At 71.9% G+C, this 20,432-nt stretch carries 30 protein-coding genes; 14 read left to right on the forward strand and 16 right to left on the reverse strand.

All coding sequences use genetic code 11. The features are described 5' to 3' along the window. The first annotated feature begins 80 nt into the window (after positions 1 to 80). Positions 81 to 530, forward strand: coding sequence for a peptidoglycan-binding domain-containing protein (locus I4J89_RS38260; RefSeq protein WP_196419081.1), 450 nt, complete (start codon positions 81 to 83; stop codon positions 528 to 530). Here I4J89_RS38260 and I4J89_RS38265 read toward each other — a convergent pair. Beyond that, complete coding sequence (locus tag I4J89_RS38265) at positions 508 to 1,044, reverse strand: hypothetical protein (protein ID WP_196419082.1); 537 nt, start codon at positions 1,042 to 1,044, stop codon at positions 508 to 510. The genes I4J89_RS38260 and I4J89_RS38265 overlap by 23 nt on opposite strands. 328 nt (positions 1,045 to 1,372) lie before the next feature. On the opposite strand from I4J89_RS38265, the gene I4J89_RS38270 reads away from it, so the two are divergent. Next, positions 1,373 to 1,648, forward strand: coding sequence for a hypothetical protein (locus I4J89_RS38270; RefSeq protein ID WP_196419083.1), 276 nt, complete (start codon positions 1,373 to 1,375; stop codon positions 1,646 to 1,648). 15 nt (positions 1,649 to 1,663) lie between these two features. Here I4J89_RS38270 and I4J89_RS38275 read toward each other — a convergent pair whose 3' ends face one another. Then, positions 1,664 to 1,915, reverse strand: a complete 252-nt coding sequence (locus I4J89_RS38275) for a hypothetical protein (RefSeq protein ID WP_196419084.1) — start codon at positions 1,913 to 1,915, stop codon at positions 1,664 to 1,666. Positions 1,916 to 2,056: 141 nt separating this feature from the next. On the opposite strand from I4J89_RS38275, the gene I4J89_RS38280 reads away from it, so the two are divergent. The 3 genes from I4J89_RS38280 to I4J89_RS38290 are packed head-to-tail and all read left to right on the forward strand — an operon-like array spanning position 2,057 to position 3,464. Next, positions 2,057 to 2,578 carry a GNAT family N-acetyltransferase gene (locus I4J89_RS38280; protein ID WP_196419085.1) on the forward strand — a complete coding sequence of 174 codons (522 nt, stop codon included), beginning with the start codon at positions 2,057 to 2,059 and terminating at the stop codon, positions 2,576 to 2,578. Further along, positions 2,575 to 3,231 carry a cysteine hydrolase family protein gene (locus I4J89_RS38285; protein WP_196419086.1) on the forward strand — a complete coding sequence of 219 codons (657 nt, stop codon included), beginning with the start codon at positions 2,575 to 2,577 and terminating at the stop codon, positions 3,229 to 3,231. The genes I4J89_RS38280 and I4J89_RS38285 overlap by 4 nt, the downstream gene beginning before the upstream one ends. Before the next feature lie 11 nt (positions 3,232 to 3,242). Further along, entirely contained in the window at positions 3,243 to 3,464 is a 222-nt protein-coding gene (locus I4J89_RS38290) for a hypothetical protein (protein ID WP_196419087.1), read from the forward strand. Positions 3,465 to 3,565: 101 nt separating this feature from the next. Here I4J89_RS38290 and I4J89_RS38295 read toward each other — a convergent pair whose 3' ends face one another. After that, entirely contained in the window at positions 3,566 to 4,312 is a 747-nt protein-coding gene (locus tag I4J89_RS38295; protein ID WP_196419088.1) for a hypothetical protein, read from the reverse strand. A 314-nt stretch (positions 4,313 to 4,626) separates the two neighbouring features. Between I4J89_RS38295 and I4J89_RS38300 the strand changes: the two genes are divergently transcribed. From I4J89_RS38300 to I4J89_RS38310, 3 genes are read left to right on the forward strand one after another with little or no spacing between them, the layout of a single operon-like run. Beyond that, positions 4,627 to 4,872: a hypothetical protein gene (locus tag I4J89_RS38300; RefSeq protein ID WP_196419089.1), complete on the forward strand. Its 246-nt coding sequence runs from the start codon at positions 4,627 to 4,629 to the stop codon at positions 4,870 to 4,872. After that, positions 4,865 to 6,244 (forward strand): AAA family ATPase, encoded by a 1,380-nt coding sequence (locus tag I4J89_RS51760; RefSeq protein ID WP_196419090.1) that lies wholly within the window; start codon positions 4,865 to 4,867, stop codon positions 6,242 to 6,244. Before I4J89_RS38300 ends, I4J89_RS51760 begins: the two co-directional genes overlap by 8 nt. Positions 6,245 to 6,262: 18 nt before the next feature. Continuing rightward, entirely contained in the window at positions 6,263 to 7,066 is an 804-nt protein-coding gene (locus tag I4J89_RS38310) for an SDR family oxidoreductase (RefSeq protein WP_196419091.1), read from the forward strand. A 118-nt stretch (positions 7,067 to 7,184) separates the two neighbouring features. On the opposite strand, the gene I4J89_RS38315 is transcribed toward I4J89_RS38310, so the two are convergent. The 3 genes from I4J89_RS38315 to I4J89_RS38325 form a co-directional block, all read right to left on the reverse strand. Continuing rightward, entirely contained in the window at positions 7,185 to 7,712 is a 528-nt protein-coding gene (locus tag I4J89_RS38315; protein WP_196419092.1) for a hypothetical protein, read from the reverse strand. A gap of 24 nt (positions 7,713 to 7,736) precedes the next feature. Beyond that, positions 7,737 to 8,147, reverse strand: coding sequence for a hypothetical protein (locus I4J89_RS38320; RefSeq protein ID WP_196419093.1), 411 nt, complete (start codon positions 8,145 to 8,147; stop codon positions 7,737 to 7,739). A 92-nt stretch (positions 8,148 to 8,239) separates the two neighbouring features. Further along, positions 8,240 to 9,115 (reverse strand): metallophosphoesterase, encoded by an 876-nt coding sequence (locus tag I4J89_RS38325; protein ID WP_196419094.1) that lies wholly within the window; start codon positions 9,113 to 9,115, stop codon positions 8,240 to 8,242. Positions 9,116 to 9,180: 65 nt separating this feature from the next. Between I4J89_RS38325 and I4J89_RS38330 the strand changes: the two genes are divergently transcribed. Both I4J89_RS38330 and I4J89_RS38335 read left to right on the forward strand, forming a co-directional pair. Continuing rightward, positions 9,181 to 9,468 (forward strand): helix-turn-helix transcriptional regulator, encoded by a 288-nt coding sequence (locus I4J89_RS38330; RefSeq protein ID WP_196419095.1) that lies wholly within the window; start codon positions 9,181 to 9,183, stop codon positions 9,466 to 9,468. Next, complete coding sequence (locus I4J89_RS38335; protein ID WP_196419096.1) at positions 9,465 to 10,007, forward strand: hypothetical protein; 543 nt, start codon at positions 9,465 to 9,467, stop codon at positions 10,005 to 10,007. The genes I4J89_RS38330 and I4J89_RS38335 overlap by 4 nt, the downstream gene beginning before the upstream one ends. A gap of 5 nt (positions 10,008 to 10,012) precedes the next feature. Here I4J89_RS38335 and I4J89_RS38340 read toward each other — a convergent pair whose 3' ends face one another. Continuing rightward, complete coding sequence (locus tag I4J89_RS38340; protein ID WP_196419097.1) at positions 10,013 to 11,104, reverse strand: pyridoxal phosphate-dependent aminotransferase; 1,092 nt, start codon at positions 11,102 to 11,104, stop codon at positions 10,013 to 10,015. Positions 11,105 to 11,167: 63 nt separating this feature from the next. On the opposite strand from I4J89_RS38340, the gene I4J89_RS38345 reads away from it, so the two are divergent. Next, positions 11,168 to 12,592, forward strand: coding sequence for an aminotransferase-like domain-containing protein (locus tag I4J89_RS38345; protein ID WP_196419098.1), 1,425 nt, complete (start codon positions 11,168 to 11,170; stop codon positions 12,590 to 12,592). An 11-nt stretch (positions 12,593 to 12,603) separates the two neighbouring features. Here the strand turns inward: I4J89_RS38345 and I4J89_RS38350 are convergent, their stop codons facing one another. The 5 genes from I4J89_RS38350 to I4J89_RS38370 form a co-directional block, all read right to left on the reverse strand. After that, entirely contained in the window at positions 12,604 to 13,023 is a 420-nt protein-coding gene (locus I4J89_RS38350; RefSeq protein ID WP_196419099.1) for a barstar family protein, read from the reverse strand. 54 nt (positions 13,024 to 13,077) lie between these two features. After that, positions 13,078 to 13,374 (reverse strand): mercuric ion transporter MerT, encoded by a 297-nt coding sequence (gene merT, locus I4J89_RS38355; protein ID WP_196419100.1) that lies wholly within the window; start codon positions 13,372 to 13,374, stop codon positions 13,078 to 13,080. Continuing rightward, on the reverse strand, positions 13,371 to 13,802 hold the full coding sequence (locus I4J89_RS38360) for a MerR family transcriptional regulator (protein WP_196419101.1): 432 nt from the start codon (positions 13,800 to 13,802) through the stop codon (positions 13,371 to 13,373). The genes merT and I4J89_RS38360 overlap by 4 nt, the downstream gene beginning before the upstream one ends. After that, complete coding sequence (locus tag I4J89_RS38365) at positions 13,802 to 13,951, reverse strand: hypothetical protein (protein WP_196419164.1); 150 nt, start codon at positions 13,949 to 13,951, stop codon at positions 13,802 to 13,804. Before I4J89_RS38365 ends, I4J89_RS38360 begins: the two co-directional genes overlap by 1 nt. A gap of 122 nt (positions 13,952 to 14,073) precedes the next feature. Continuing rightward, positions 14,074 to 14,541, reverse strand: a complete 468-nt coding sequence (locus tag I4J89_RS38370) for a hypothetical protein (RefSeq protein ID WP_196419102.1) — start codon at positions 14,539 to 14,541, stop codon at positions 14,074 to 14,076. Positions 14,542 to 14,630: 89 nt separating this feature from the next. Between I4J89_RS38370 and I4J89_RS38375 the strand changes: the two genes are divergently transcribed. Beyond that, positions 14,631 to 15,041 carry a MerR family transcriptional regulator gene (locus I4J89_RS38375; RefSeq protein WP_196419103.1) on the forward strand — a complete coding sequence of 137 codons (411 nt, stop codon included), beginning with the start codon at positions 14,631 to 14,633 and terminating at the stop codon, positions 15,039 to 15,041. Here I4J89_RS38375 and I4J89_RS38380 read toward each other — a convergent pair. The 3 genes from I4J89_RS38380 to I4J89_RS38390 are packed head-to-tail and all read right to left on the reverse strand — an operon-like array spanning position 14,993 to position 17,788. Then, the gene (locus I4J89_RS38380) at positions 14,993 to 15,571 is read right to left on the reverse strand and encodes a GNAT family N-acetyltransferase (protein WP_196419104.1); all 579 of its coding nucleotides are present in this window, start codon (positions 15,569 to 15,571) and stop codon (positions 14,993 to 14,995) included. The genes I4J89_RS38375 and I4J89_RS38380 overlap by 49 nt on opposite strands. Then, the gene (locus tag I4J89_RS38385) at positions 15,552 to 16,376 is read right to left on the reverse strand and encodes an inositol monophosphatase family protein (RefSeq protein ID WP_196419105.1); all 825 of its coding nucleotides are present in this window, start codon (positions 16,374 to 16,376) and stop codon (positions 15,552 to 15,554) included. The genes I4J89_RS38380 and I4J89_RS38385 overlap by 20 nt, the downstream gene beginning before the upstream one ends. Before the next feature lie 23 nt (positions 16,377 to 16,399). Beyond that, on the reverse strand, positions 16,400 to 17,788 hold the full coding sequence (locus I4J89_RS38390) for an SGNH/GDSL hydrolase family protein (protein ID WP_196419106.1): 1,389 nt from the start codon (positions 17,786 to 17,788) through the stop codon (positions 16,400 to 16,402). Positions 17,789 to 17,978: 190 nt separating this feature from the next. Here I4J89_RS38390 and I4J89_RS38395 point away from each other — a divergent pair, with 190 nt between their 5' ends. Further along, on the forward strand, positions 17,979 to 18,134 hold the full coding sequence (locus tag I4J89_RS38395) for a hypothetical protein (RefSeq protein WP_196419107.1): 156 nt from the start codon (positions 17,979 to 17,981) through the stop codon (positions 18,132 to 18,134). Here the strand turns inward: I4J89_RS38395 and I4J89_RS38400 are convergent. Then, positions 18,106 to 19,287, reverse strand: coding sequence for an MFS transporter (locus I4J89_RS38400; RefSeq protein WP_196419108.1), 1,182 nt, complete (start codon positions 19,285 to 19,287; stop codon positions 18,106 to 18,108). The two genes, I4J89_RS38395 and I4J89_RS38400, sit on opposite strands and share 29 nt — an antisense overlap. A 19-nt stretch (positions 19,288 to 19,306) precedes the next feature. Between I4J89_RS38400 and I4J89_RS38405 the strand changes: the two genes are divergently transcribed. After that, the gene (locus I4J89_RS38405; protein WP_196419109.1) at positions 19,307 to 20,347 is read left to right on the forward strand and encodes a LacI family DNA-binding transcriptional regulator; all 1,041 of its coding nucleotides are present in this window, start codon (positions 19,307 to 19,309) and stop codon (positions 20,345 to 20,347) included. The last annotated feature ends 85 nt before the right edge of the window (positions 20,348 to 20,432 follow it).

Raw genomic sequence — 20,432 nt, forward strand, 5'->3', positions numbered from 1 at the left:
ATCGACCCGGTTGAATCACTTGACGCCCGGGGCGATGGTGGAGCGGAGCGACAGATCGCCCACGAGGAAAGGGAACGAGCATGGCATTGCAGCCTTGGCCGAACACCCGCGAAGGCGACAAGGGGCACCCGGTCTTCACCTTGCAGTACCTGTTGCGGCAGCGCGGTCAGACGGTGACCGTGGACGGCGACTTCGGCCCGAAGACCGAGACCGCGGTACGCGCCTTCCAGCAGGCGAACCAGCTGGCGGTGGACGGGATCGCCGGGCAGCTCACCTGGTCGGCGCTGATCGTCACGGTACGGCGCGGTTCGACCGGTGACGCGGTCCGGGCGGTGCAGGAGGAGCTGCGCGGCCGGGACCAGTCGGGCGATCCGCAGCTCGTCGTGGACGGCGACTTCGGGACGGAGACCGAGGCGGGCGTCCGCGCCTTCCAGGAGGGTGTGCGCGCCGGCACGCCGGAGATGGCGGTCGACGGCATCGTCGGGCCGATGACCTGGCAGGCGATGGTCAGCGGGATGCTTTCGCACTGAGCGAGCGGACCACGGTGGCGGAGACCTGCTCGGTGCGCAGCTGGTGGACCGCGGCGCCGAACTCGGTACGCGGCTTGCGGCATTCGTCGACCGGCACGCCCGGGCGGATCCACCGGCCCTGTTCGTCGAGCAGCGCCAGCCACGGCACGAACGGCAGTTCCTGGGTGCAGGCGTCGAGCGTCGGGGTCTCGTCCGGCAGGCGCAGCGACTCGACGAGCGCGGCGATGTCCACCGCGCGTTTCTCGGTGGCCACCAGGTCGGTGCCGCCGTCCGGGCGCTCTCGCGGGCCGACGCCGCAGATCACCGTGGCGACCGGCTGGAAGTCGTGGTCGAGCCGGGGCAGGACCAGCGGCTCCTGGCCGACGTCGGTGAGCATCAGGTCGTCCGCCGCGACGACGGCCGCACACGACTCCCAGGCCTCCTGCACCTCCGGGGGCCCGTCCGTGCGCGAGTGGGAGCAGGCACTGAGGGCCAGCGCCAGCACGATGACCGATATCACCGTCCGGTTGTTCATGGCTCCCCCGCAGTCGGCGCGTACGTCACCGGCTGAGACGGGTACCGATGGCCGCCGGTTCCCCGCTCGCGGTGACCACCCGCCTGGGCCCGGCGGTCGCGCTGGGGCCGCACACCGGTGCGGCCTCGCGCGGTCGCGGCGGGACGGTCCCGATGGGTGGGAACGGCCGGTGACGCGTACCGATATCGCTGCGTGAGCGTTACGCATCGGCCGCCGAACGCTGATCTTTTCGGTCTGTGCCTGCCGGGGGTGGGCGTGCGATAGTCGGGGCATGGATCTTCCGACCCGGAGAGGCAGGGAAAAGCCCGCCGTCCGGACAGACAGGCACGTGGGCACGCCCGCGCCGGCACAGCGGCTGCCGGTGGGTAACTTCGGCGCGGAGCCGCTGTGTCTGTTGCTGGAGCCGGCCGGGTCGGATTACTGGCTACGGCCGGGTGAGACGTTCATCGTGGTGGGTTCCGGCGGCGACCGGCAGTTCCGGATCGACAGCGTGCCGGGTCAGGTGATCGTGTACGTGCTGGAGGGCGACCCGGCCGACGTCAAGGTGGTGGACTCGGCGACCGGCTGGGTCCTGGCGTCCGGGCACGGCCGCGGCCACGTCTGAGCCTCTCCGGCAGGGTCAGAACCACCTGCGGCGGTAATGACCGTGGTGCCGGTAGTGGCCGTGATGGCGGTAATGACCGTGATGGCCGTAGGCACCCGGATGGCCGTAAGCGCCCGGGTGGTGGTATCCGTAGCCCTGGCTGCGCGCGATGCGGTGGTTGACCTCCCGCAGGAGGCCGTCGACGGCCGGGTTGTGGTGTTTCTGGGACGCCCGCTGAAGCTTCGACGCGACCATCGAGAGAACGAACCGCTTGATGAAGCCGCTCACCGGCACCGTCTCCTCTGTCTGCTGGGGTTTCCTCAACGGTACGCGGCCATGTCCAGGCTGACCTGTGCGTTCGCTGGCCGTTCGCTGAGCGGGGCACGGAAATCGGTGGACGTGACAGCCGGGCGCGACAATCGTGACGGCATGCCGATGTCCACGCCGAGGGTGCGTCCGGCGAGCCTGGCCGACGCCGAGGCGCTCGCCGAGATACGGGTGCGCACCTGGCAGGCGGCGTACCGGGGACTGGTGCCGCAGGACCACCTGGACGGCCTCGATCCGGCCGCGCAGGTGCCCGGATGGCGGCAGTGGATCCGCGACGCCCGGCCGCCCACGGCGATCCTGGTGCTGGACGACGGGGGCGTGGCCGGCTACGTGGTCGTGTCGGCCGCTCCGGAGCCCGGCACCGGCCAGGTCAACGCCATCTACCTGCTCCCGGAGCGGTGGGGGCGCGGCTGCGGCCGGCTGCTGATGGACGCCGGGCTGGACCACCTGCGGGCGGCCGGTTTCCGGCAGGCGGTGCTGTGGACCCTCGACACCAACCGGCGGGCGCAGCGCTTCTACGAGATCGGCGGGTGGACGGCCGACGGAGCGTCGCAGGTCGACGAGTCGCTCGGCCTCACGCTCAACGAGATCCGCTACCGGCGCCACCTGGGAGGACATGAATGAGTGGATACACCGAGCCGCACTGGGCGGCGTCGGGGCTGGTGGTCATCGACATGCAGGTCGACTTCGCCGAGGGCGGGATGCTGCCGGTCGCCGGCACCGACGCGGTGACGCCGAACGTGCGGCGGCTGGCCGAGGGCTTCCGGCGGGCGGGACGGCCGATCGTGCACATCGTGCGGCTCTATCCGCCGGGCTCCTCGGACGTGGACCTGCCGCGGCGCGCGGCGGTCGAGGCGGGCGCGGTACTCGGTGCTCCCGATACGCCGGGGTCGGCGGTGATCGCGGGGATCGCCGGGCCGGGCGGTCCGCTGCCGGTCGACGCCGGCGTGCTGCTGGCCGGTAAGCCGCAGGTGCTCGGGGAGCACGAGATCGTGCTGTTCAAGCCGCGCTGGGGCGCCTTCTACCGCACCGAGCTGGAGCAGTGGCTGCGCGAGCGGCAGGTGGACACCGTGGTGGTCGCGGGGTGCAATCTGCCGAACTGTCCGCGGGCCACGCTGTTCGAGGCGAGCGAGCGGGACTTCCGTACCGTGCTGGTGGAGGACGCGGTGTCGCAGGTCAGCGCGGAGAGATTGGCCGATCTGGCGGGTATCGGTGTCACCCTGTCGTCGACCGGGACGGTCCTGGCGGAGGTGGCCGGACCGCCGGTCACCGGCTGATACTGCCGCGCATGGAACTGCCGGTGATCGTCTTCGTCGTCGCGATGTCCGGGCTCGCCCTGGTCGTCGGGATCGGTTACCTGCGTGATCGGCGCCGTGCCCGGACCCGCACTGATGACCCGGGCGGAGGCGGTGCTTGCGAGACGGACGCGAACCGGCACGCCGACTTGGCCTGGAACGGGGACAGCGGTGCGGGTGACGGCGGGGGCGGCGGTGGCGGCGGCGGGGACTGAACCGGCGCGGAGCGTTTCCGCCCCGCGCCGATCTGTCACAGCGTGCTGATCCGCCAGCACCCGATGGGCGCGTTCACCGTCACCCGGGCCGTGATGGCGGGTTACTTGCCGGCCGTACCGGCCTCTTCCTCCTGGCCGGCCTGCTCGCCGGCGTCCTCGCCCGCGCCGGCCTCTTCCTGGCCCGCGTCTTCCCCGGCACCGGCGTCCTCGCCCGCGCCGGCGTCTTCCCCGGCACCCGCGTCTTCGCCCGCGCCGGCGTCGCCTGCGGCCGCCTTGGCGTCGGCCAGTGCCAGGCAGGCCTGCAGCAGGCCCTGCTGAGCGGCTGCGACGGCGTCTTCCTCAGCCGCGCCCTCTTCGCCGGCGGCGCCTTCCTCAGCCGCGCCTTCCTCGGCCGCGCCTTCCTCGGCCGCGCCTTCCTCGGCCGCGCCTTCCTCGGCCGCGCCCTTGCCGGCCTTGCCCTTCTCGGCCTTGCCCTTCTCGGCGGCCTTCAGCGCCTTCGCCCACTTCTTGGCCAGGGCCTTGCGCTGCTTCTTGGCCGCCGCGGCGCCCTCTTCACCGGCCTGCTCGCCGGCCTCTTCACCGGCCTGCTCACCCTCGGCGGCGGCGATGTCGGCCGCGAACTGGTCGCACGACTCCTCCAGGGCCAGCGCCGATGCCGCCGCGGCGTCGCCGGGCGCCTGCTCCTCGACCGGTGCGAGCTCCTCGCCGTCACAGACCACGGTGCCGCCGTCGATCGCCAGCTCGGTGCACTGGGAGACGTCGAACTGCTGACCATCGACGTTGATCACGTCGGCGGCCTTGGCCTCGGTGCCCGCCGACGCCAGCTGCACCCCGGTCACCCCGGTCACCAGCAACACTCCCGCGACAGCCACCGCGCCGATCGTCTTCCGCCGACTGCTCTGGTCGCCTCGATACGCGCGCGCCCTCATGCTCACTCCTCGTCGTTGGACTTTCGGTGTGCCCGGTCGGGGGCCAGTACGGGCGGCGGGTCGCGAGCGGTTCAACCTAATTCCCCGCAACTCGCCGCGGTTTCCACGAAAGGCCAGCTCAGAGCCTTGAACAAAAAGCCGGAAATTCACGCGGCCGGGTGCTGCGGCAGCGTCTTGACGCGGGCATCGACAGGAGTGACGATCACCGTACGCACACAGAGGCCGGTGTCTTCATGATTCCCACCCTGATCTTGTTCGGACTAGTCGCGGGCCGCTGGTGGCGCACCACGCTGCTCGCCGGCACGCTCGGCTGGCCGATCCTCCTGCTGGCCCAGGACATCGTGCGGCCCGGCGCAGGGCTGCTCCCCGTGTTCTTGCTCGCCGTCGTCAACACCGGCGCGGGTGTGCTCGTCCACCAGACCGTGTTTCGCGGGGCCGCGTGGCTGCGCGACATCCGTGAAGATAGGGCGCGTGGATGAGCGTACGAACGAGTTCGTGACCAGCTTCCAGGCGTTCCTCGACGAGGTCGTCTACGCCCAGCGGCGCAACCGTGGCGACGGGCCCAGCCTCGTCGCGGTCCTGACCGAGCACCTCGGCACCGACCCGCGCGGGCTGCCGGTGGTGACCGAGGAGATCCCGGCGCACCTGTTCGTCGACCTGGACGTGGCCCTCGCCGAGGTGCAGGACGCCGCGCCGGAGCACCGGCTGCTCGGCGTCGGCGGCGGCCAGCAGCGCCGGCACAACTCGCTCTCCGAGATCCTGGAGAACGCCGAACGGCACGGCAACTTCCCGGTCGGCGCCGTCGACTACCGCAGCATCGCGACCGGGCCGGACACCGTCCGGCAGGCGATCTCGTTCGGGTTGCGGCTGTTCACCTTCGACGGCGCGCCGGTCGCGGTGCTGCAGCGCACCGCCGAACCCCGGTTCGGGCAGACCACCGCCCAGATGGAGATCCTCACCGCGGCCGGCGACGTGGCCGCCGCGCTGATCGCCGCGGTGCGGGACCTGATGCTGCGCCGCTCGGTGCTGCGCGGGCAGGTGCTGTCGCTGGGCGGCTCCGACTACGAGCCCGGGGTGGGTCGCATCGTCTTCCACCGGCGGCCGGCGCTCACCGCCGACCAGATCATCCTGCCGCCGGGCGTACTGGACCGGATCGGGCGGCACGTGGCCGGGGTGGCCACCCACCGGGACCGGCTGCGCGCCGCCGGCCAGCACCTCAAGCGGGGGCTGCTGCTGTACGGGCCACCCGGCACCGGCAAGACGCACACGGTGCGCTACCTGCTGGGGGCGCTGCCGGAGGTCACGGTGATCCTGCTGGCCGGCCCGTCGATCGCGTACGTCGCCGAGGCCACCCAGATGGCGCGGGCGTTGCAGCCCGCGCTCGTGGTCCTGGAGGACTGCGACCTGGTGGCCGAGAGCCGCGACCATCACGCCGGGCCGCAGCCGCTGCTGTTCGCCGTCCTCGAAGCGCTGGACGGGCTCGCCGACGACGCGGACGTCGCGTTCCTGCTCACCACGAACCGGGTCGACATTCTGGAGCCGGCACTGGCGCAGCGGCCCGGCCGGGTCGACCTGGCCGTGGAGGTGCCGCTGCCGGACGCGGAAGCGCGGCGCCGGCTGATCGAGCTCTACGCCCGCGGGCTGCCGTTCGGGGCGGCGACGCTGGACCGGGCCGCGGGACGGTCGGCGGGGATCACCGCCTCGTTCGCCAAGGAGCTGGTACGCCGGGCGGTGCTGGTGGCCGCCGAGTCCGGCCACCAGCCGGGCGACGCCGACCTGGAGCGGGCTCTGGACGAGATGCTCGCCGAGGGCGAGTCGATCACCCGGTCGCTGCTGGGCTCCCACGGGTAGGACCGGTATCGTGCGCCGATGGAACGCACCGCATTGGTCACCGGCGCCTCGTCCGGCATCGGCAAGGCGACGGCGGCCGCCCTCGCCGCGCGCGGCTACCGGGTGATCGGAACCAGTCGCAAACCCGAGGCGCTGTCCGCGGACCAACGGGCGCCCGGCGTGGAGTACGTCGCGCTCGACCTCACCGACGACGCCTCGATCGAAGCCCTCGCCGGCCGCCTCGCCCGGGTGGACGTGCTGGTCAACAACGCCGGGGAGAGCCAGTCCGGCCCGTTCGAAGAGCTGCCGCTCGACGCGCTGCGCCGGCTGTTCCAGGTCAACGTGCTCGGCCCGGTCCGGCTGGCGCAACTAGCCCTGCCCGGGATGCGCGAGCGCGGCTACGGCCGGGTCGTGATGATCGGCTCGATGCTGGCGTCGTTCCCGCTCGCCTACCGCTCGTCCTACGTGGCGACCAAGGCGGCACTCAAGGGCTTCAGCAACGGCGCCCGGCACGAGTTCTCGCCGTACGGGGTCTGGCTGACCACGGTCGAGCCGGGCTCGATCGCCACCGGCATCAGCGAGCGGCGCACCAAGTACATCGGTGCCGGCTCACCACACCGGGCCGAGTTCGAGAAGATGCTGGCCGCGCTGGACCGCAACGAACGCGCCGGGGTCAGCGCCGAACGGGTGGCCACCACGATCGTCGGCGCCATCGAGGCGGACCGGCCGAAGCCGCGATACGCGGTCGGCAGCAACGCCCCGCTGGTGTTCACCCTGCGCCGGTTGCTGCCGGCCACGCTGGTGGAGAAGGTCACCCACCGCAAGCACGATCTACCGCGCTGACGCTATCGCGGTACGGCGACCTGGAGCACGTCCGCTCTGCGGATGTGCAGATCGTGGTCGGCGCAGGCCGGATCGCGGGGGCGCACCGTCAGGTACTCGCGGCCGATGTCGGCGACCTTCACGATGCCGTCAGCTCGGTCACGCGCGATCCGCACAGGGCTTCGACCGACGCGCTGCCGGCCGGTGTCAGCAGGATGGTCGCGTGTTTCTCCCCGTCGCGGATGAGCAGCCCGAGCACGGCGGCGAGTGCGGTGAACGCCGCGGCCGCCACGCTGACCAGGTACGCCCGGCGGCGCTTAGCGTCGACCGCGTCGCGTTCGGCTGCCGCGTTCTCCAGCACCTTTCTGACGAACGCCTCGGCGTCCGGCTGTTCCGCCGCGTCGAGCCGGATCGGTTCGCCGACCGCGCGGGCGTACAGCAGCGCCGTGACGATCCACAGTGCTACCGCGACCGCCGCCGCGACACGCACGGCGATCGGCAGGGTCCCGGCTCCGCTCAGGATCCCGGCGCCGACGATGCCTCCCGCCAGGAAACTGGCGATGGCGAATCCGCTCTGCGCCTGGGCGCGGGCCTGGTCGGGGGCGGCCGTCGCGCGCGCGTAGTAGGCCAGGCCCAGGGCCTCCACGACCCGGTTGTCCATGGCCATGGTGACCTCCCACCTTGATCGAGGCTATTCCCGCCGGCGGGACCGGCGGGGAGACGTGGGCAGAGCCGCCGAGGCCTGGTCGCCTGCCTCTTCCGCGGGCTCTACCTCCACCTCTTCCGCGTCGCCTACCTCTTCCGCGTCCTCCGTGTCCGCGGGCTCGCGCCGACGTCCGCGCGTGGATGCGCGGACGCGCGGAACGGACAGGGCCGCATCCACGTCCAGGTGGGAAAGCGGGTATGCCATGCCCACGTAACCCCAGTCACGGGCGGTGTCCTCGGTCAGCTCCACGAACCTGGTGCCTTCGGCCAACGCGCGGGCCGCCCGCTCGGACAGGGCGCTGACGTTGAAGCGCAGCACCCCGCCGGGCATCCGAGTGGTGTCGAGATGCAGCTTTCCGCGGCGGCTCCGGGCCCCATGTCGACCCCCCGGGATCACGGCCAGAATATCGACCGGGAACGACCGTGAGTGATTGTGTCGACAGCCCGACACCGGCGCTGTCCGGCGCGTCCGAGTGCGGTTCGGCGAGCTCAGGGCACCGGTGGGCCCAGTGCGGTGATGACGGCGGCCAATTCCGCGGCGCCGAGCTCGTACGCGGTCTGGCCGAGCCGCGGGTCGCGGGCGTGCAGGGTGTGGCAGACCGGCGAGTGCGGGCCGCCGAGGTCGATCAGGGAGGCGGAGGCGCCTCTGACCGCCCGTTCGGTGCCCGGGGTGGCGGTCAGGTCGATGCGGTTGACCACGCCCGGCGTGACCCAGACCGGTACGCCCGCGAGCATCCCGGACAGTTGCAGGTGGAAGTGGCCGCAGAGCACGATCCGCACGTCGCTGCCGCGGATCGCCTCGGCCAGGTCGTCGCCGTTGCTCAGGCCGAGAGCGTGCTGCACGGCCACGCCGGGGACCATGACCGGCGGGTGGTGGAAGCCCAGGACGCTGCCGTGCGGGGCGGGTACCGCCAGGACGTCGCGCAGCCAGGCCAGTTGCTCGGTGCTGAGGTGCCCGTAGCCCTTGCCGGGCACCAGGGAGTCGAGCGTGATGATCCGCCATCCGTCGACCGTGGTCACCGCCGCCCGGGCGCCGTCGGCGGCGTCCAGCTGGTGTTCCGCTCCGTCGAGGTGGCCGCTGCCCAGCACGCCGGTGAACGCGGCACGCTCGTCGTGGTTGCCGGTACTGAGGATCGCCGGGATCCGGCGCTGCCCGGCGAAGGCGCCGATGAGGTCGCGCGCGTCGGTGTACGCCTCGGTTGAACCGTCGTCGGCCACGTCGCCGGTGATCACCACGGCGTCGAGATCCGGCAGCTCGCGGCACTCGTCCAGGATGCGGCGCAGCGACTCGCGGGGGTCGATGCCGGAGCTGTTGGGGCCCGGCGCTCTAGTGAGGTGCGTGTCCGACAGGTGCAATATCCGCATGCCGCGACGCTATCGACCGAGATCAACGATTGCGACTGTCGTTGCGTATACGCAATACTTCGTGCATGGCGGGCAATGACTCGAAGGACGGTCGCCGCCGCACTGGCGTGCACAACCGGCTACCGGTGCTGCGCGCCGAGCGCGGTGTCTCGCGCAGCGAGCTGGCGCAGGCGGTCGGGGTCAACGCGCAGACCATCGGTTTCGTGGAGCGTGGCGACTACGGGCCTTCCCTGGAGCTGGCGCTGCGGATCTGCGCCTACTTCGAGCTGCCGATCGAAGCGGTGTTCTCGCTGGCTCCGTTCGTCCCGATGTCCGCACAGCTGTACCCGACGAGGAGTGGAGAGCCGACGTGAGCACCGAGAATCGCGCCGCGCGGATGAGCCGGCTGGTCGCCGACAAGGACGCTCGGGTGCAGGATCACCGGCAGCGCCCGCTGCCGGCCTGGCTGGCCGGCCGCGGCACTCGCCGCGCGATCGCGGTGCTGCCGGTGCTGCCGCTTGCCGGCGGGCTGGTCGCCGGAACCATGGCCGACAGCCTGGCGCGCACCACCGTGATGGTGGTCGTCGTGACGCTCTGCGTCGGGCTGCTTCTGCTGCTGCGGCAGGCCTCCCGGATGCTCGACGCCGTGCCGGATCGGATGCTCGACGAGCGCGAGGTCGGCGAACGGGACAACGCGCACCGTCGCGCCCACGCGCTGACCGTCGGGCTTCTGACCGTGCTGGTGCTGGTGGCGATCGCGGACGGCGTCATGCGCAAGACCGGCGGCTCATCGCTGATCGACGGTGATGGCTGGATCAACGTGACGCTGACCGCCATGCTGGTCGGCGCCATGATGCCGGCTGCCGTGCTGACCTGGCGGGGCAGCGAGCCGCTCGACGACCTCGACGGCTGACCCGGTCATCGGGTGCGCAGCGCGTCGGCGAGGCGGCCGAGTGCCTCCCCCAGCTCAGCCGCGGGCAGATGCCCGAAGCCGAGCCGGAACACCCGGTCGTCCTCGCCGAACCAGGAGCCGGGCGCCACCCGCGTCTCCAGTTCGGTGAGCCGGGCGTAGAAGCCGGCGACGTCCACCTCCGGCCGCAGCCGCAGGCAGCAGAGTGGACCGCCGTGCGGCACCACCATCTCGATCGGCTGCCCGGCCACCCAGGCGCGCAGTTCGCCGAGTTGCTCGCCGAGGAATTTGGCGCGCGGTGCGAGGATCTCGGCACGCCGGGACAGCACCCGGGTCGCGAGGAACTCGTCCACGCCGGAGCACGCGATCGTGGAGACGAACTTGGCTTCGCGCAGGCGGGCGTACCGGGCCGGGTCGGTGGTGGTCAGCCAGCCGAGGCGCAGGCCGGGCGCGCCGTGTGCCTTGGAGACCGACGAGCAGGTGAGCACGCCGGGCAGGGTGGCCGCGGACGGCGGGACCGGGCTGTCGGCGTACGCCGATTCTCGGTAGGTCTCGTCCACCAGGACCACCGCCCGCGGTGCGCGTTCGCGCACCGCGGCGAGAAGCTCGCGCAGCTCGCTCTCGGTGATCCGGACGCCGGAGGGATTCTGCGGCGAGGCGAGAGACACCAGACGGGTACGCGGTCCGAGCGCCGCCACGACCCGGTCCAGCGGCAGCCGGTACCCGTCGTCGAAGGTCGCCGCCACCAGGTCGAGGTGCGCGCCCAGTCCCTCCGGCACGGTGCGGGCCGGTGGGAAGCACGGTGTCACCAGCAGCACCCGGTCGCCGGGACCGCAGGTGGCCTGGGCGATCAGGAACATCGCCTCGATCGCGCCGACGGTGACCAGGACCTGCTCGGCGCTGACGCCGGCGTCGGCCGCGATGAGCTCGCGCAGGTCGGCGGAGCCGCGGGTGGTGCCGTAGCCGAGCGGGATCGCGGCGAGCTCGGCCGGGTCGGCGAGGTCGGCGAGCGACAGCGGCGGGCTGGTGCTCTCGGCCAGGTCGTAGCGGACGTGGTCGTCGATCAGCGAGGTCATGGCGGTCGGCGTGAAGGCGGTCATGTCGTCATCGTCGGCGTGGCCGGTCTCGCGGGGCAGAGCCAATGCCGCTAGATTGGTCTGCCAATGGAGCCAATCGGGTTGGTGGAGCGTCTCGGCCGCTGGTCGTCCGGGCGCGGCGCGCTGTATCTGCTGCTGGCGGCCCGGATCCGCACGCTGATCGACGAGGGCGAGCTGCCGCCGGGCGCGCCGCTGCCGCCGGACCGCGTCCTGGCGTCCGCCCTGTCGGTGGGGCGCAGCACGGTGGTCGCGGCCTATGACCTGCTGTGCGGCGAGGGGCGCATCGTCCGCCGGCAGGGCAGCGGGACCCGGGTCGCCGGGCCGGCGGCGGCGACGTCGCGGCCGACCACCGAGGCGCCGGCCTTCCTGCACCTGCTCGAACCCCGCGACGGGGTGATCATGCTGGCCTGTGCGGCGCCGGACGCGCCTCCGGCGGAGCTGGTGGAGGCGTATGCGCGTACCGTCCCGCAGCTGGCCGGCATCGCCGGCGACATCGGCTACCACCCGATGGGGCATCTCGCCCTGCGTGAGGCCATCGCCGCCCGCTTCACGGCCCGCGGCCTGCCCACCACGCCCGACCGGGTGCTGGTCACCACCGGCGGCCAGCAGGCGCTGACCCTGCTGGCCAGGGCCATGATCCGGCCCGGCGACCGCGTCCTGGTGCAGGCGCCGACCTACTTCGGGGCGCTGGAGGCGTTCCGCGAGGAGGGCGCCGTGCTGCGCACGCTGCCGGTCACCCTGAGTGGCTTCACGCGCGCCATCGAGGATCAAAAACCCGTCTTCGCGTACGCGATGAGCACCTTCCACAATCCCACCGGAACCGTCCTGCCGTCCCCGGCCCGGCGCCGGATCGCGCAAGCGGCCGCCGCGGCCGGCGTGCCCCTGATCGAGGACGAGGCCCTCACCGAGCTGGGCTTTCCGGACCAGCCGGTGCCGGCCCCGATCGCCGCGCACCACGACGAGGTGATCACGATCGGCTCGCTGAGCAAGGTGGTGTGGGGCGGTCTGCGGGTCGGCTGGGTGCGCGCGCCGGCGGCCGTCATCGCCCGGCTGGCCCGCATGCGTACCGTCCTCGATCTCGGCGGCAACGTGCCCGCCCAGCTGGCCGCCGCGTTCTTGATGCCCCGGCTCGAGCCGTTGTTGCGCCGCATCGCGGTGGAACGAAAGGCCCGGCACGACCACCTGCGCGCCGAGCTGGCCCGCCATCTGCCGTCCTGGCAGGCACCGGCCGTTCCCGGCGGCCAGACCCTGTGGGTGCGTCTGCCGCACGGCGACGGCCGCTCGTTCGCCCAGCAGGCGCTGCGGCACGGCGTGGCGGTGCTGCCCGGCGCCGGCCTCGACCCGTCCGGCGCCGGCGACGATCACTTGCGGGTGCACTTCCTGGCCGCACCGGCGGAGCTGAGCGAAGCCGTGCGCCGGCTGGCGGCGGCCTGGCAGGAGTACGAGGCGCGGCCGAGCCGCGCCACCTACCCACCGGCGATGGCCGTCTGACCGGCCGGTCTTCAGAGCAGTTCGAGGAGTACGCCGTCCTCGGACTCCTCACCATCCGGGCCGTGGTCGCGGATGATCTCCACGATCATGTCGAACAGGGTCTGGCCCTCGCCGCGCCGGGCCTCGCTGATCCGCGCTTCGACGCTCGCGCGGTTCGACGGGTGGCAGGTCCGCAGGATCTGTTCCAGCCAGCGGACCGTCGCGTCGTGGCCGAGCGCGGTCCGGGACAGCTCGGAGTGGGCCCACCGGAACACCCACCTGGTCTCGGGAGTGCCGAAACCCCCGTGGAGGATGTCGTTGAAGGCGTCCAGATTCCCGTTCCAGGTGTGGTGGCGCAGCAGCTTGGAGAACTCGCGGGCGAAACCGTCGAGGTCGGCGAAGCAGGCGCCGTCGACGACCAGCACGGGAAGGGCGTCGCTCTGATCGATCACGGCCTGAGTATGACGTCATCACCGAGGCGTGCGGGTGCCGCACTGCCTCGCTGGTCAGCAACCGCATCCGCTGCCGCCGCACCCGCAGCCCGCACCGGCGGCGTGCTGGGCGGAGCGACGCCGGTGCAACCACCACATGCCCAGCGCCAGCACGACGAGGCCGGCGGCGACGGCGAGCAGCATCTTCTCCAGGATCGCGGCGCCCGCGCCGGTAAGCACGCCGGCGGCGATGAACAGCGGCAGGGCGCAGCAGGCGGCGCAGGCGAGGGCGGCAAGCCCGCCGGTGACCTTGCTGCGCCGCGGGGGTGCGTTGTCGATCTCTACCGGGATCGGCGTGGCGGGCTGGCTCATGCGGGCTCTCCGTCAGGTCGGGTGGTGCCGATGGTCAGGTAAGGGATCGGGCAGTCGGTGCAGGTGCAGTTGGTCAGGCTGTCGCAGCGCGCGTCGACGACCTCGGTGAGCGTGCCGCGGATAGCGGTCAGGTCGGCGATCTTCCGGTCGATCTCGGCGATCTTGTCGAGTGCGCGTTGCCGTAGATCCGCGCTCGGGTGTCGACGTCCGCCGGCGTCGAGGAGTTCGGCGACCTCGTCGAGGGTGAACCCGAGCCGCTGCGCCGCTTTGATGACGTTGAGTAGGGCGATGGTGTCGGCCGGGTAGAGGCGGTGCCCGCCGTTCGACCGGACCGGTTCGGCGAGCAGGCCGCGGCGCTCGTAGTAGCGCAGCGTCTGGATGTTGACGCCGGCCTGCTCGGCGACCTCACCGGTGCGCAACCCGTCCATCACGACGCCCGCGCCGCCGATCGGGCGCCCTCAAGCGGCAGCCCGGCCTGAGCCCAGTCGGCGGTTGTCAACAGCTCATCGGACTCCGCCAGCCGAGACGGCCGCTCCGCCGTCGGCAGCGCGCAGGCGTCCGGGACCACGAAACACATACCGGCCTCCTCGAACGGGGCGCCATCGGCGCCGCCCGTTGACGGTAAGCCTGTACCTGGGTACCGGATGCAACCTAAGGCGAGTCCACCCGGCGGAGACAGCCGGGTGGACCACGCCTGGCTCAGGCGCTGGCGCCCGTGCGATTGAACCGCATGACCGTCCCGGACTCGCTCGTGGTGACCGCGATCCCGTCCTCAGCGAGCCGCTGCTTCATGCCGGCCACACCGCCGGCGACGTTGTCCGGCGCATCGTAGAACTCGTCCAGCATCGCGCGGGCCACCTCTTCGTCGCTGTCGGCGACGCCGTCGACCAGGCCGATGTCCCACCGAACCTCGCCGTCGGCAGCGCTGATCCGGAAGTCGTAGAACGGGCAGCACGCCTTCTCCCGGGCGGCCAGGTCACGCACCCATGCCTCGACGCCGTCGTCGGCGCGGAACCGCAACCGGACCCGCTGCCCGGTCCGCTCCCGCCCGGCCAGCGATTGCGCGAACAGCCGACCGTACTCGGCCATCCGCTCCTCCGCGGTGTCCCGCGCGTTGGTCAGGTCACACACGATCGGAATCGGTGCCACGCTCGGATCACTCGGCATCTCGTTACTCCCTTGCTCGGTTCGTATGGCGCCTGGTTCACCTACGACCGTAAAATCTGGACTCGGGTCCAGAGTCAAGAGGTGAGGGCATGAAGATCGGGCAGGTGGCATCCGAGGCCGAGGTGACCATCGACACCGTCCGGTTCTACGAACGCCGCGGCGTCGTGCCCGAGCCGGCCCGTCGGCCCTCGGGCTTCCGGGAGTACCCGGCCTCGACCGTGGAGCGGATCCGGATGGCCCGCATGCTCCAGAACCTCGGCTTCACCCTCGACGAGATCATCGAAATGCTGCACGCCCACGACGCCGGCACCACCAGCTGCGACAGCGAACAGTGGCGGCTCGAAGGCGCCCTCGACCGCATCGACACAAAGATCGCCGAGCTGCGCCGCACCCGTCGGCTGATCACCGCCACGATGCAGGAATGCCGCACCGGACAGTGCCGTTTCACGGCTCAGCTCGACGGAAGCCCGTCCGTCAACCGCTCGGCCGACCGCTGGTAAAGGGCGAAGGCTTCGCCGCCGATCGAGATGTCCTTGGCGTAGCGGAAATCGAGGCGTTCCATGACGGCCCGGGAGCGGTGGTTCCGGGTCTCCGTGAAGGACACCACCTCGGTGGCACCGAGCTCGCCGAAGGCGAAGTCCAAGCCGGCCCGGCCGATCTCGGTGGCGTATCCGTTGCCCCAGAACTCGCCGTGCAGCGCCCAGCCCAGTTCGAGGCAGTTCCGTCCGTCGACGTGAGCGCGGGACAGTCCACCGCGACCGATCCGGGCGCCGGTACTCCGGTGATAAGCCATCCACTTGTGGACTCCGTCGGCCTGCCAGTGCCGGCCCATCCGCGCTGCTTCGGCGGCCGCCTCGGCGGGGGTCCACCGGCCGTACCATTCGGCGACGGCGGGGTCGGTGTACAACTCGTACAGGTCGGTGGCGTGCTGGGGCCCGATGGGCTCCAGGCGTAAGCGATCGGTGAAGCGATCTTGCCGGCCAGCCCGGGGGTCGCGGTCGGCGAGCGGCTCAGGCCGGATCGGGTCCATCCGGCGACGATACTGCTCGCTGATTGCGGATGAGCGCCAGCAAGGCCGCGTGCGTCTGCTCGTCGGCGGCCGCGACGAGGCCACCGACGCCGGTGTGGACCGGCTGGCCCTCGATGCCGGTGACGACGCACCCGGCGGCTTGGCAGAGGGCGATGCCGGCCGCGAAGTGGACGCTGTCGCGCAGGTCGCCGTCGGTGACGTATCCGGCGCGGCGGCCGGCGGCGACCCAGGCCACGGCCAGGGTGGTGGAGACGACGCGGGGGCGGAACCGGTCCATGAAGCCGGCGTCGGCCAGCATCCGGGCGGCCAGGAAGGTGTCCCGGTTGGGGAACGGCGGGTCGAGGTTGAGGTCGATCAGCCGTGACTCGGCGGACGGGGTGAGCGGCTCGTCCGTACCGTCGTGGCGTTTGAATGCGGTGACCCCGTCGGTCCAGAAGGTCTCCTGGTTGAACGGGTCCGCGCAAGCGGCCACGGTGACCCGCGTGCCCTCCCGCAGGGCCACGTTCGCCGAGGCCAGCATGTTGCGTACGGCGTAGTTCAGCGTGCCGCACAGCGGGTCGACCAGCCACGTGCGCCCGTTCTGGCCGGTGCCCGTGCGCCCGCTCTCCTCGCCCAGTACGGCGTCGTGCGGACGCGCCGCGCGCAACACCTCGAGGATGGCCTTCTCGGCCTCGACGTCGGCCGTCGTGGCGAAGTCGCCCGCGCCCTTCTCGAATCGCGTCAGCGACGACCCGTAGTGGGAGCGGACGACCTCGGCTCCGGCTTCCGCCGCCGCGACGGCCAACGTCTGGTCCATGATCGACATAGGGGAACGATAGACCGCCCCGGTCAGGCGGCTCGCTTGCCGGCCGGTTCCCGCACGAGGCGCTCCAGCTGCGCCACGTCGACGGCGGCGGCCATCGCCAGGAAGCCGGCGCGGTTCGGGTGCAGGTGGTCGCCGGGACCGCCGGCGGTGCTGTTGGTGTCGTACGCCGGCAGCAGACGCCCCGGGTTCGCCGGGTCCTCGGTCGCCGCCGCGAAGTCGGCGACCCCGTCGAACAGCCCGCTGGTACGGATGAAGTCGTTGATCGCCCGGCGTTTGGCGTCGGTCTCCGGGGTGCCGTACAGGCCGAACGCGGTGCCCGCGGACGGGGTCAGCGTCCCGCCGATGATCTTTATGCCGCGGGCGTGCACCCGCCGGATGATCTCCCGGTAGCCGGCGATCACCTGTTCCGCGGTGGCACCGCCACCGCCCAGGTCATTAATCCCTTCGAGCAGGATGACGGCCCGCACGCCGGGCCGGTCGAGGACGTCGCGGTCCAGCCGGTCGAGCGCGGGCGGCCCGTCGCAGGGGGTGCAGCCGCCGGGCGTACGCCCGATCCGGGTGACCATGTTGCCGCCGATCGCCTCGGTGACGACCGAGATCGGGCGATGTGCCAGCCGGCGCTGCAGGGCGTCGGGCCACCGGTCGTCCTCGTTCAGCGTCGAGAAGAAGCCGTCGGTGATCGAGTCGCCGAACGCCACGACGGTGGCGGTGTCGCGGCGCTGTGCCTGCACCTCGGAGACGAAGAACCAGGAGGTGGTGGAGTGCGGGAACGCCGTGTCGGCGATGTCCGCGGTGTGGTCACCGGCGTTCGGATCGGACAGGTACGACGTGGTGAACGCCGCCGCGTGCCAGGTCATCGGCCCGCTCGCCCCGGCGACGTGCAGACTCACCGCGAGGTGCTGCGACTGCGCGTCGGTGACCCGGACGGACACCGGGTCACTCAGGACCGTCCGGCCCGCCGGGACGGTGACCGATCGCCGGCCGGCGAAGGTGAGCGCCCGGTTCGTGCCGGCTTTGACGTTGCCGCCGCTGGACTGCAGTCCGGCGTACGCCCGCTCGAAGATCACCGGCCGGGTGCCGAACTCGTTGGTCAGCCGGATGCGCCAGCTCGTGCCCTCGACACTCGGATGCACGATCATGCGCAGGGTCTGGTTGCGCGCCTGGTTGTCCGGGAACGCGGCGGTCAGCAGGGGCGCCTGGTTGCCGGGGCCGGCCGGCCCGACCGGTCCGGGCTGAGCGACCGAATATCCGACCGGGTAGACACCTTGGGCCGACCCGGTCCATGCGTCGATCCAGGCGGCCGGCGAGCCGCCGGCGGTCGTGATCGGTTCCTGCGCCACGGCGGCCACCGGCGTGAGAATCACCCACGCGAAGGCGGCGACGACGGCTCTACTCGGACGTTTAACTCGCATGTCACTCCCTCGTGGACGTCGAGCGACGGTGCAGCCTTACATCGACGACCATCGTTACCATGCGGACCTGGCACGCTCAACGCCGGCCGACCGGTCTTCCCGGCCGGCGCAAACCTCGGCTCGGAACGGGGCTGCGGGGGATCGGCCGTCGTGGAACCCTGATCGCACTGCCGACTTTCATGGGGGCGACATGGCGACCGACCGGAGAATCCCGCTCACCTGCCGGCTCAACCTGCGGCATCAGTGGCGGACCCGCAGCACCGAGGACGGCAACCGGTGGAAGGCGTGCGCCCGCTGCGGCCGGGACAAGGAGACGACTAACGTCGACGTGCACCTGTTCCACTGACGGTCGCGCCGGCCAGCCGGGCACGTGCCCGGCGGACCAGCATGAGGCTCACGGCCGCGAGCGCCAGGATGCCCGGCACCACCACGAGAGCCGCCTTCAGCGAGGTCACATCCGCCAGCGCGCCGACCGTGAAGGGCAGCAGGACCACCGCGAACGAGCTGATCGTCACGGCCCGCCCGCTGGCCAGCACCGCCTGCTCCGGCACCAGCGCGACCAGCACGGACACCGCCATCGGGAACAGGTTGCCGAGCCCGATCCCGAGCATCGACAGACCGATCAGCGCCTGCACGGGTTCCCGCGCGGGCCACAGGACGGCGAAGCCGGCGGCGGCGACGGCGAGCGCGTAACCCAGCAGCTGCGCCGGGTCGCGCCGGCGCGCCAGCCGGCTGCCGAGCAACCGCCCGGCCAGGACACCGCCGTAGAACCCGGCCATCAGCAGCACCGCGGAGTCGGCCGGCACTCCGGCGGCTTCCTGGACATAGGTCGCGCCCCAGGCGGAGATGCACCACTCGGCCGCGGTGGTGCAGAAGAGCATCGCGGCGGCGATCCAGAACACGCCCGGCAGGCTGCCCTGCGCCGAGTCCGGCAGCGGGGCCGCGTCGATCGTCAGGCGCCGGTTGCTCCACCACGCCAGCGCCGGGACTGCGAGCGAGGCAAGGACCGCGATCCGCCAGCCGATGTGCAGGCTGGCGGTCAGCGTCAACAGGCCGATCAGCAGGACGTAGGCGACGCTTGCCGCCACGTTCGCCTCGGCCAGCGCGACGGCTCGGCGTTCGCCGTGGTGGTCGGCGAGGGTCGCTTGGACGGTGGCGAGCAGCAGCCCGCCGCCGATGCCCATGACCAGGACCGAGCCGACGGTCACGGCAGGAGTGCGCCCGGCCGTCAAGGCGAGGGCGGCCGCGCTCAGCGTCGCGGCGGAGGACCAGAGCAGCGTACGCCGGCCGAGCGCCCGTTCCAGCCGCGGTGAGATCACTCCCGCGACCAGGCTGCCGGCGGCGAAGGCGGTGACATGCAGCCCCGCGGTCGAATAACTCAGGTCGAGCTCGTCGCGCAGGTGCGGAATGACGAGTCCCGGTGCGGCCTGGAGGTAGGCGAACCAGGCGACCATCACGTAGGCGATCCAGGTGAGTCGGTCTCGCGTGAAGTCCCTCATCTGTGTAACGATACACAGCATGGCGAAACGTGCGACCCTTGCGCAGGTAGCGAAATTGGCCGGGGTGTCGGTGATGACCGCCTCCTACACGTACAACCAGCCGGAACGCGTCTCCGCCGAGGCCCGCGCGAAAGTGCTCGCCGCCGCGGCCGAGCTCGGCTATCCCGGCCCCGACCCGAGCGCCCGGTCACTGCGGCGCGGCAGCACCCAGACGCTGGGCGTGGTGCTGGGCGAGCACCTGACCTACGCGTTCGACGATCCGCAGGCGGTGTCCTTCCTGGCCGGCATCGCCGAGGTCTGCGCCGATCAGGGATATGGCATGACCATCCTGCCGATCTCCGGAGCCGCCGACGACGTCGCCCGCATCACCAGCGCCGCCGTCGACGGGTTCATCGTCTGGACCACGGCCGACGACGACCCGATCCTGGACGCCGTCCAGGCGATGAAGCGCCCCGCGGTGATCCACGGCGGACCGGCGGTCCCCGGCTTGCACCTCGTCACCATCGACAACCGGGCCGCGGCCCGCGCGGTGGGCGCGGTCGCGTTCGCGGGCGCGAAACGCCCGGCGATCGTGAGCCAGCCGCTGTCCCGCGACCGGATCAGCACGATCACGCGCGGCGCGGAAATTGCCGAGGCGCTGTTCCCGGTGACCCGTGAGCGGCTGGCGGGCTACCGGGACGCCGCCGAGGACGCCGGCTTCGCGTGGCAGGACGTGACCGTCGCGGTGTGCGCTCGCAACGACCCGGCCGAGGCCGAGCAGATGGCCGCCGCCCTGCTCGACTCCACCCAGCCACCTGACGCGATCGCCGCGATGAGCGACCAGCAGGCCGCCGGCGTGATCCGGGCGGTGCGCGCCGCCGGTCGCATCGTCCCCGCCGACGTGGCCGTGACCGGCTGGGACGACTCGGCGATCGCCGCGGAGCTCGGGCTCACCACGGTCGCGCAATCACTGCGCGAGCAGGGCGCTGATTGCGCGCACGCCGCGCTCGGCCGCAAGCCGAGAAACCATAAAAAATCGTGGTCGATCGTACGCCGAGCCAGCACTCGCCCTCCCCACTGAGCGAGCTCAAGGCAAGCACTCCGAACATTGGACAAGAAGTACTGGACTCGATGCATAGAGCACGCTGACTGAAACAAAATGGATT

Source organism: Actinoplanes aureus, assembly GCF_015704865.1.
GTDB lineage: Bacteria > Actinomycetota > Actinomycetes > Mycobacteriales > Micromonosporaceae > Actinoplanes > Actinoplanes aureus.

Coding starts and splice junctions, on each gene's coding strand:
- I4J89_RS38260 (WP_196419081.1), top strand. CDS start 81: ATGGCATTGCAGCCTTGGCCGAACACCCGCGAAGGCGACAAGGGGCAC.
- I4J89_RS38265 (WP_196419082.1), bottom strand. CDS start 1,044: ATGAACAACCGGACGGTGATATCGGTCATCGTGCTGGCGCTGGCCCTC.
- I4J89_RS38280 (WP_196419085.1), top strand. CDS start 2,057: ATGCCGATGTCCACGCCGAGGGTGCGTCCGGCGAGCCTGGCCGACGCC.
- I4J89_RS38285 (WP_196419086.1), top strand. CDS start 2,575: ATGAGTGGATACACCGAGCCGCACTGGGCGGCGTCGGGGCTGGTGGTC.
- I4J89_RS38290 (WP_196419087.1), top strand. CDS start 3,243: ATGGAACTGCCGGTGATCGTCTTCGTCGTCGCGATGTCCGGGCTCGCC.
- I4J89_RS38300 (WP_196419089.1), top strand. CDS start 4,627: ATGATTCCCACCCTGATCTTGTTCGGACTAGTCGCGGGCCGCTGGTGG.
- I4J89_RS38310 (WP_196419091.1), top strand. CDS start 6,263: ATGGAACGCACCGCATTGGTCACCGGCGCCTCGTCCGGCATCGGCAAG.
- I4J89_RS38315 (WP_196419092.1), bottom strand. CDS start 7,712: ATGGCCATGGACAACCGGGTCGTGGAGGCCCTGGGCCTGGCCTACTAC.
- I4J89_RS38325 (WP_196419094.1), bottom strand. CDS start 9,115: ATGCGGATATTGCACCTGTCGGACACGCACCTCACTAGAGCGCCGGGC.
- I4J89_RS38330 (WP_196419095.1), top strand. CDS start 9,181: ATGGCGGGCAATGACTCGAAGGACGGTCGCCGCCGCACTGGCGTGCAC.
- I4J89_RS38340 (WP_196419097.1), bottom strand. CDS start 11,104: ATGACCGCCTTCACGCCGACCGCCATGACCTCGCTGATCGACGACCAC.
- I4J89_RS38345 (WP_196419098.1), top strand. CDS start 11,168: ATGGAGCCAATCGGGTTGGTGGAGCGTCTCGGCCGCTGGTCGTCCGGG.
- merT (WP_196419100.1), bottom strand. CDS start 13,374: ATGAGCCAGCCCGCCACGCCGATCCCGGTAGAGATCGACAACGCACCC.
- I4J89_RS38360 (WP_196419101.1), bottom strand. CDS start 13,802: ATGGACGGGTTGCGCACCGGTGAGGTCGCCGAGCAGGCCGGCGTCAAC.
- I4J89_RS38365 (WP_196419164.1), bottom strand. CDS start 13,951: ATGTGTTTCGTGGTCCCGGACGCCTGCGCGCTGCCGACGGCGGAGCGG.
- I4J89_RS38370 (WP_196419102.1), bottom strand. CDS start 14,541: ATGCCGAGTGATCCGAGCGTGGCACCGATTCCGATCGTGTGTGACCTG.
- I4J89_RS38375 (WP_196419103.1), top strand. CDS start 14,631: ATGAAGATCGGGCAGGTGGCATCCGAGGCCGAGGTGACCATCGACACC.
- I4J89_RS38380 (WP_196419104.1), bottom strand. CDS start 15,571: ATGGACCCGATCCGGCCTGAGCCGCTCGCCGACCGCGACCCCCGGGCT.
- I4J89_RS38385 (WP_196419105.1), bottom strand. CDS start 16,376: ATGTCGATCATGGACCAGACGTTGGCCGTCGCGGCGGCGGAAGCCGGA.
- I4J89_RS38390 (WP_196419106.1), bottom strand. CDS start 17,788: ATGCGAGTTAAACGTCCGAGTAGAGCCGTCGTCGCCGCCTTCGCGTGG.
- I4J89_RS38395 (WP_196419107.1), top strand. CDS start 17,979: ATGGCGACCGACCGGAGAATCCCGCTCACCTGCCGGCTCAACCTGCGG.
- I4J89_RS38400 (WP_196419108.1), bottom strand. CDS start 19,287: ATGAGGGACTTCACGCGAGACCGACTCACCTGGATCGCCTACGTGATG.
- I4J89_RS38405 (WP_196419109.1), top strand. CDS start 19,307: ATGGCGAAACGTGCGACCCTTGCGCAGGTAGCGAAATTGGCCGGGGTG.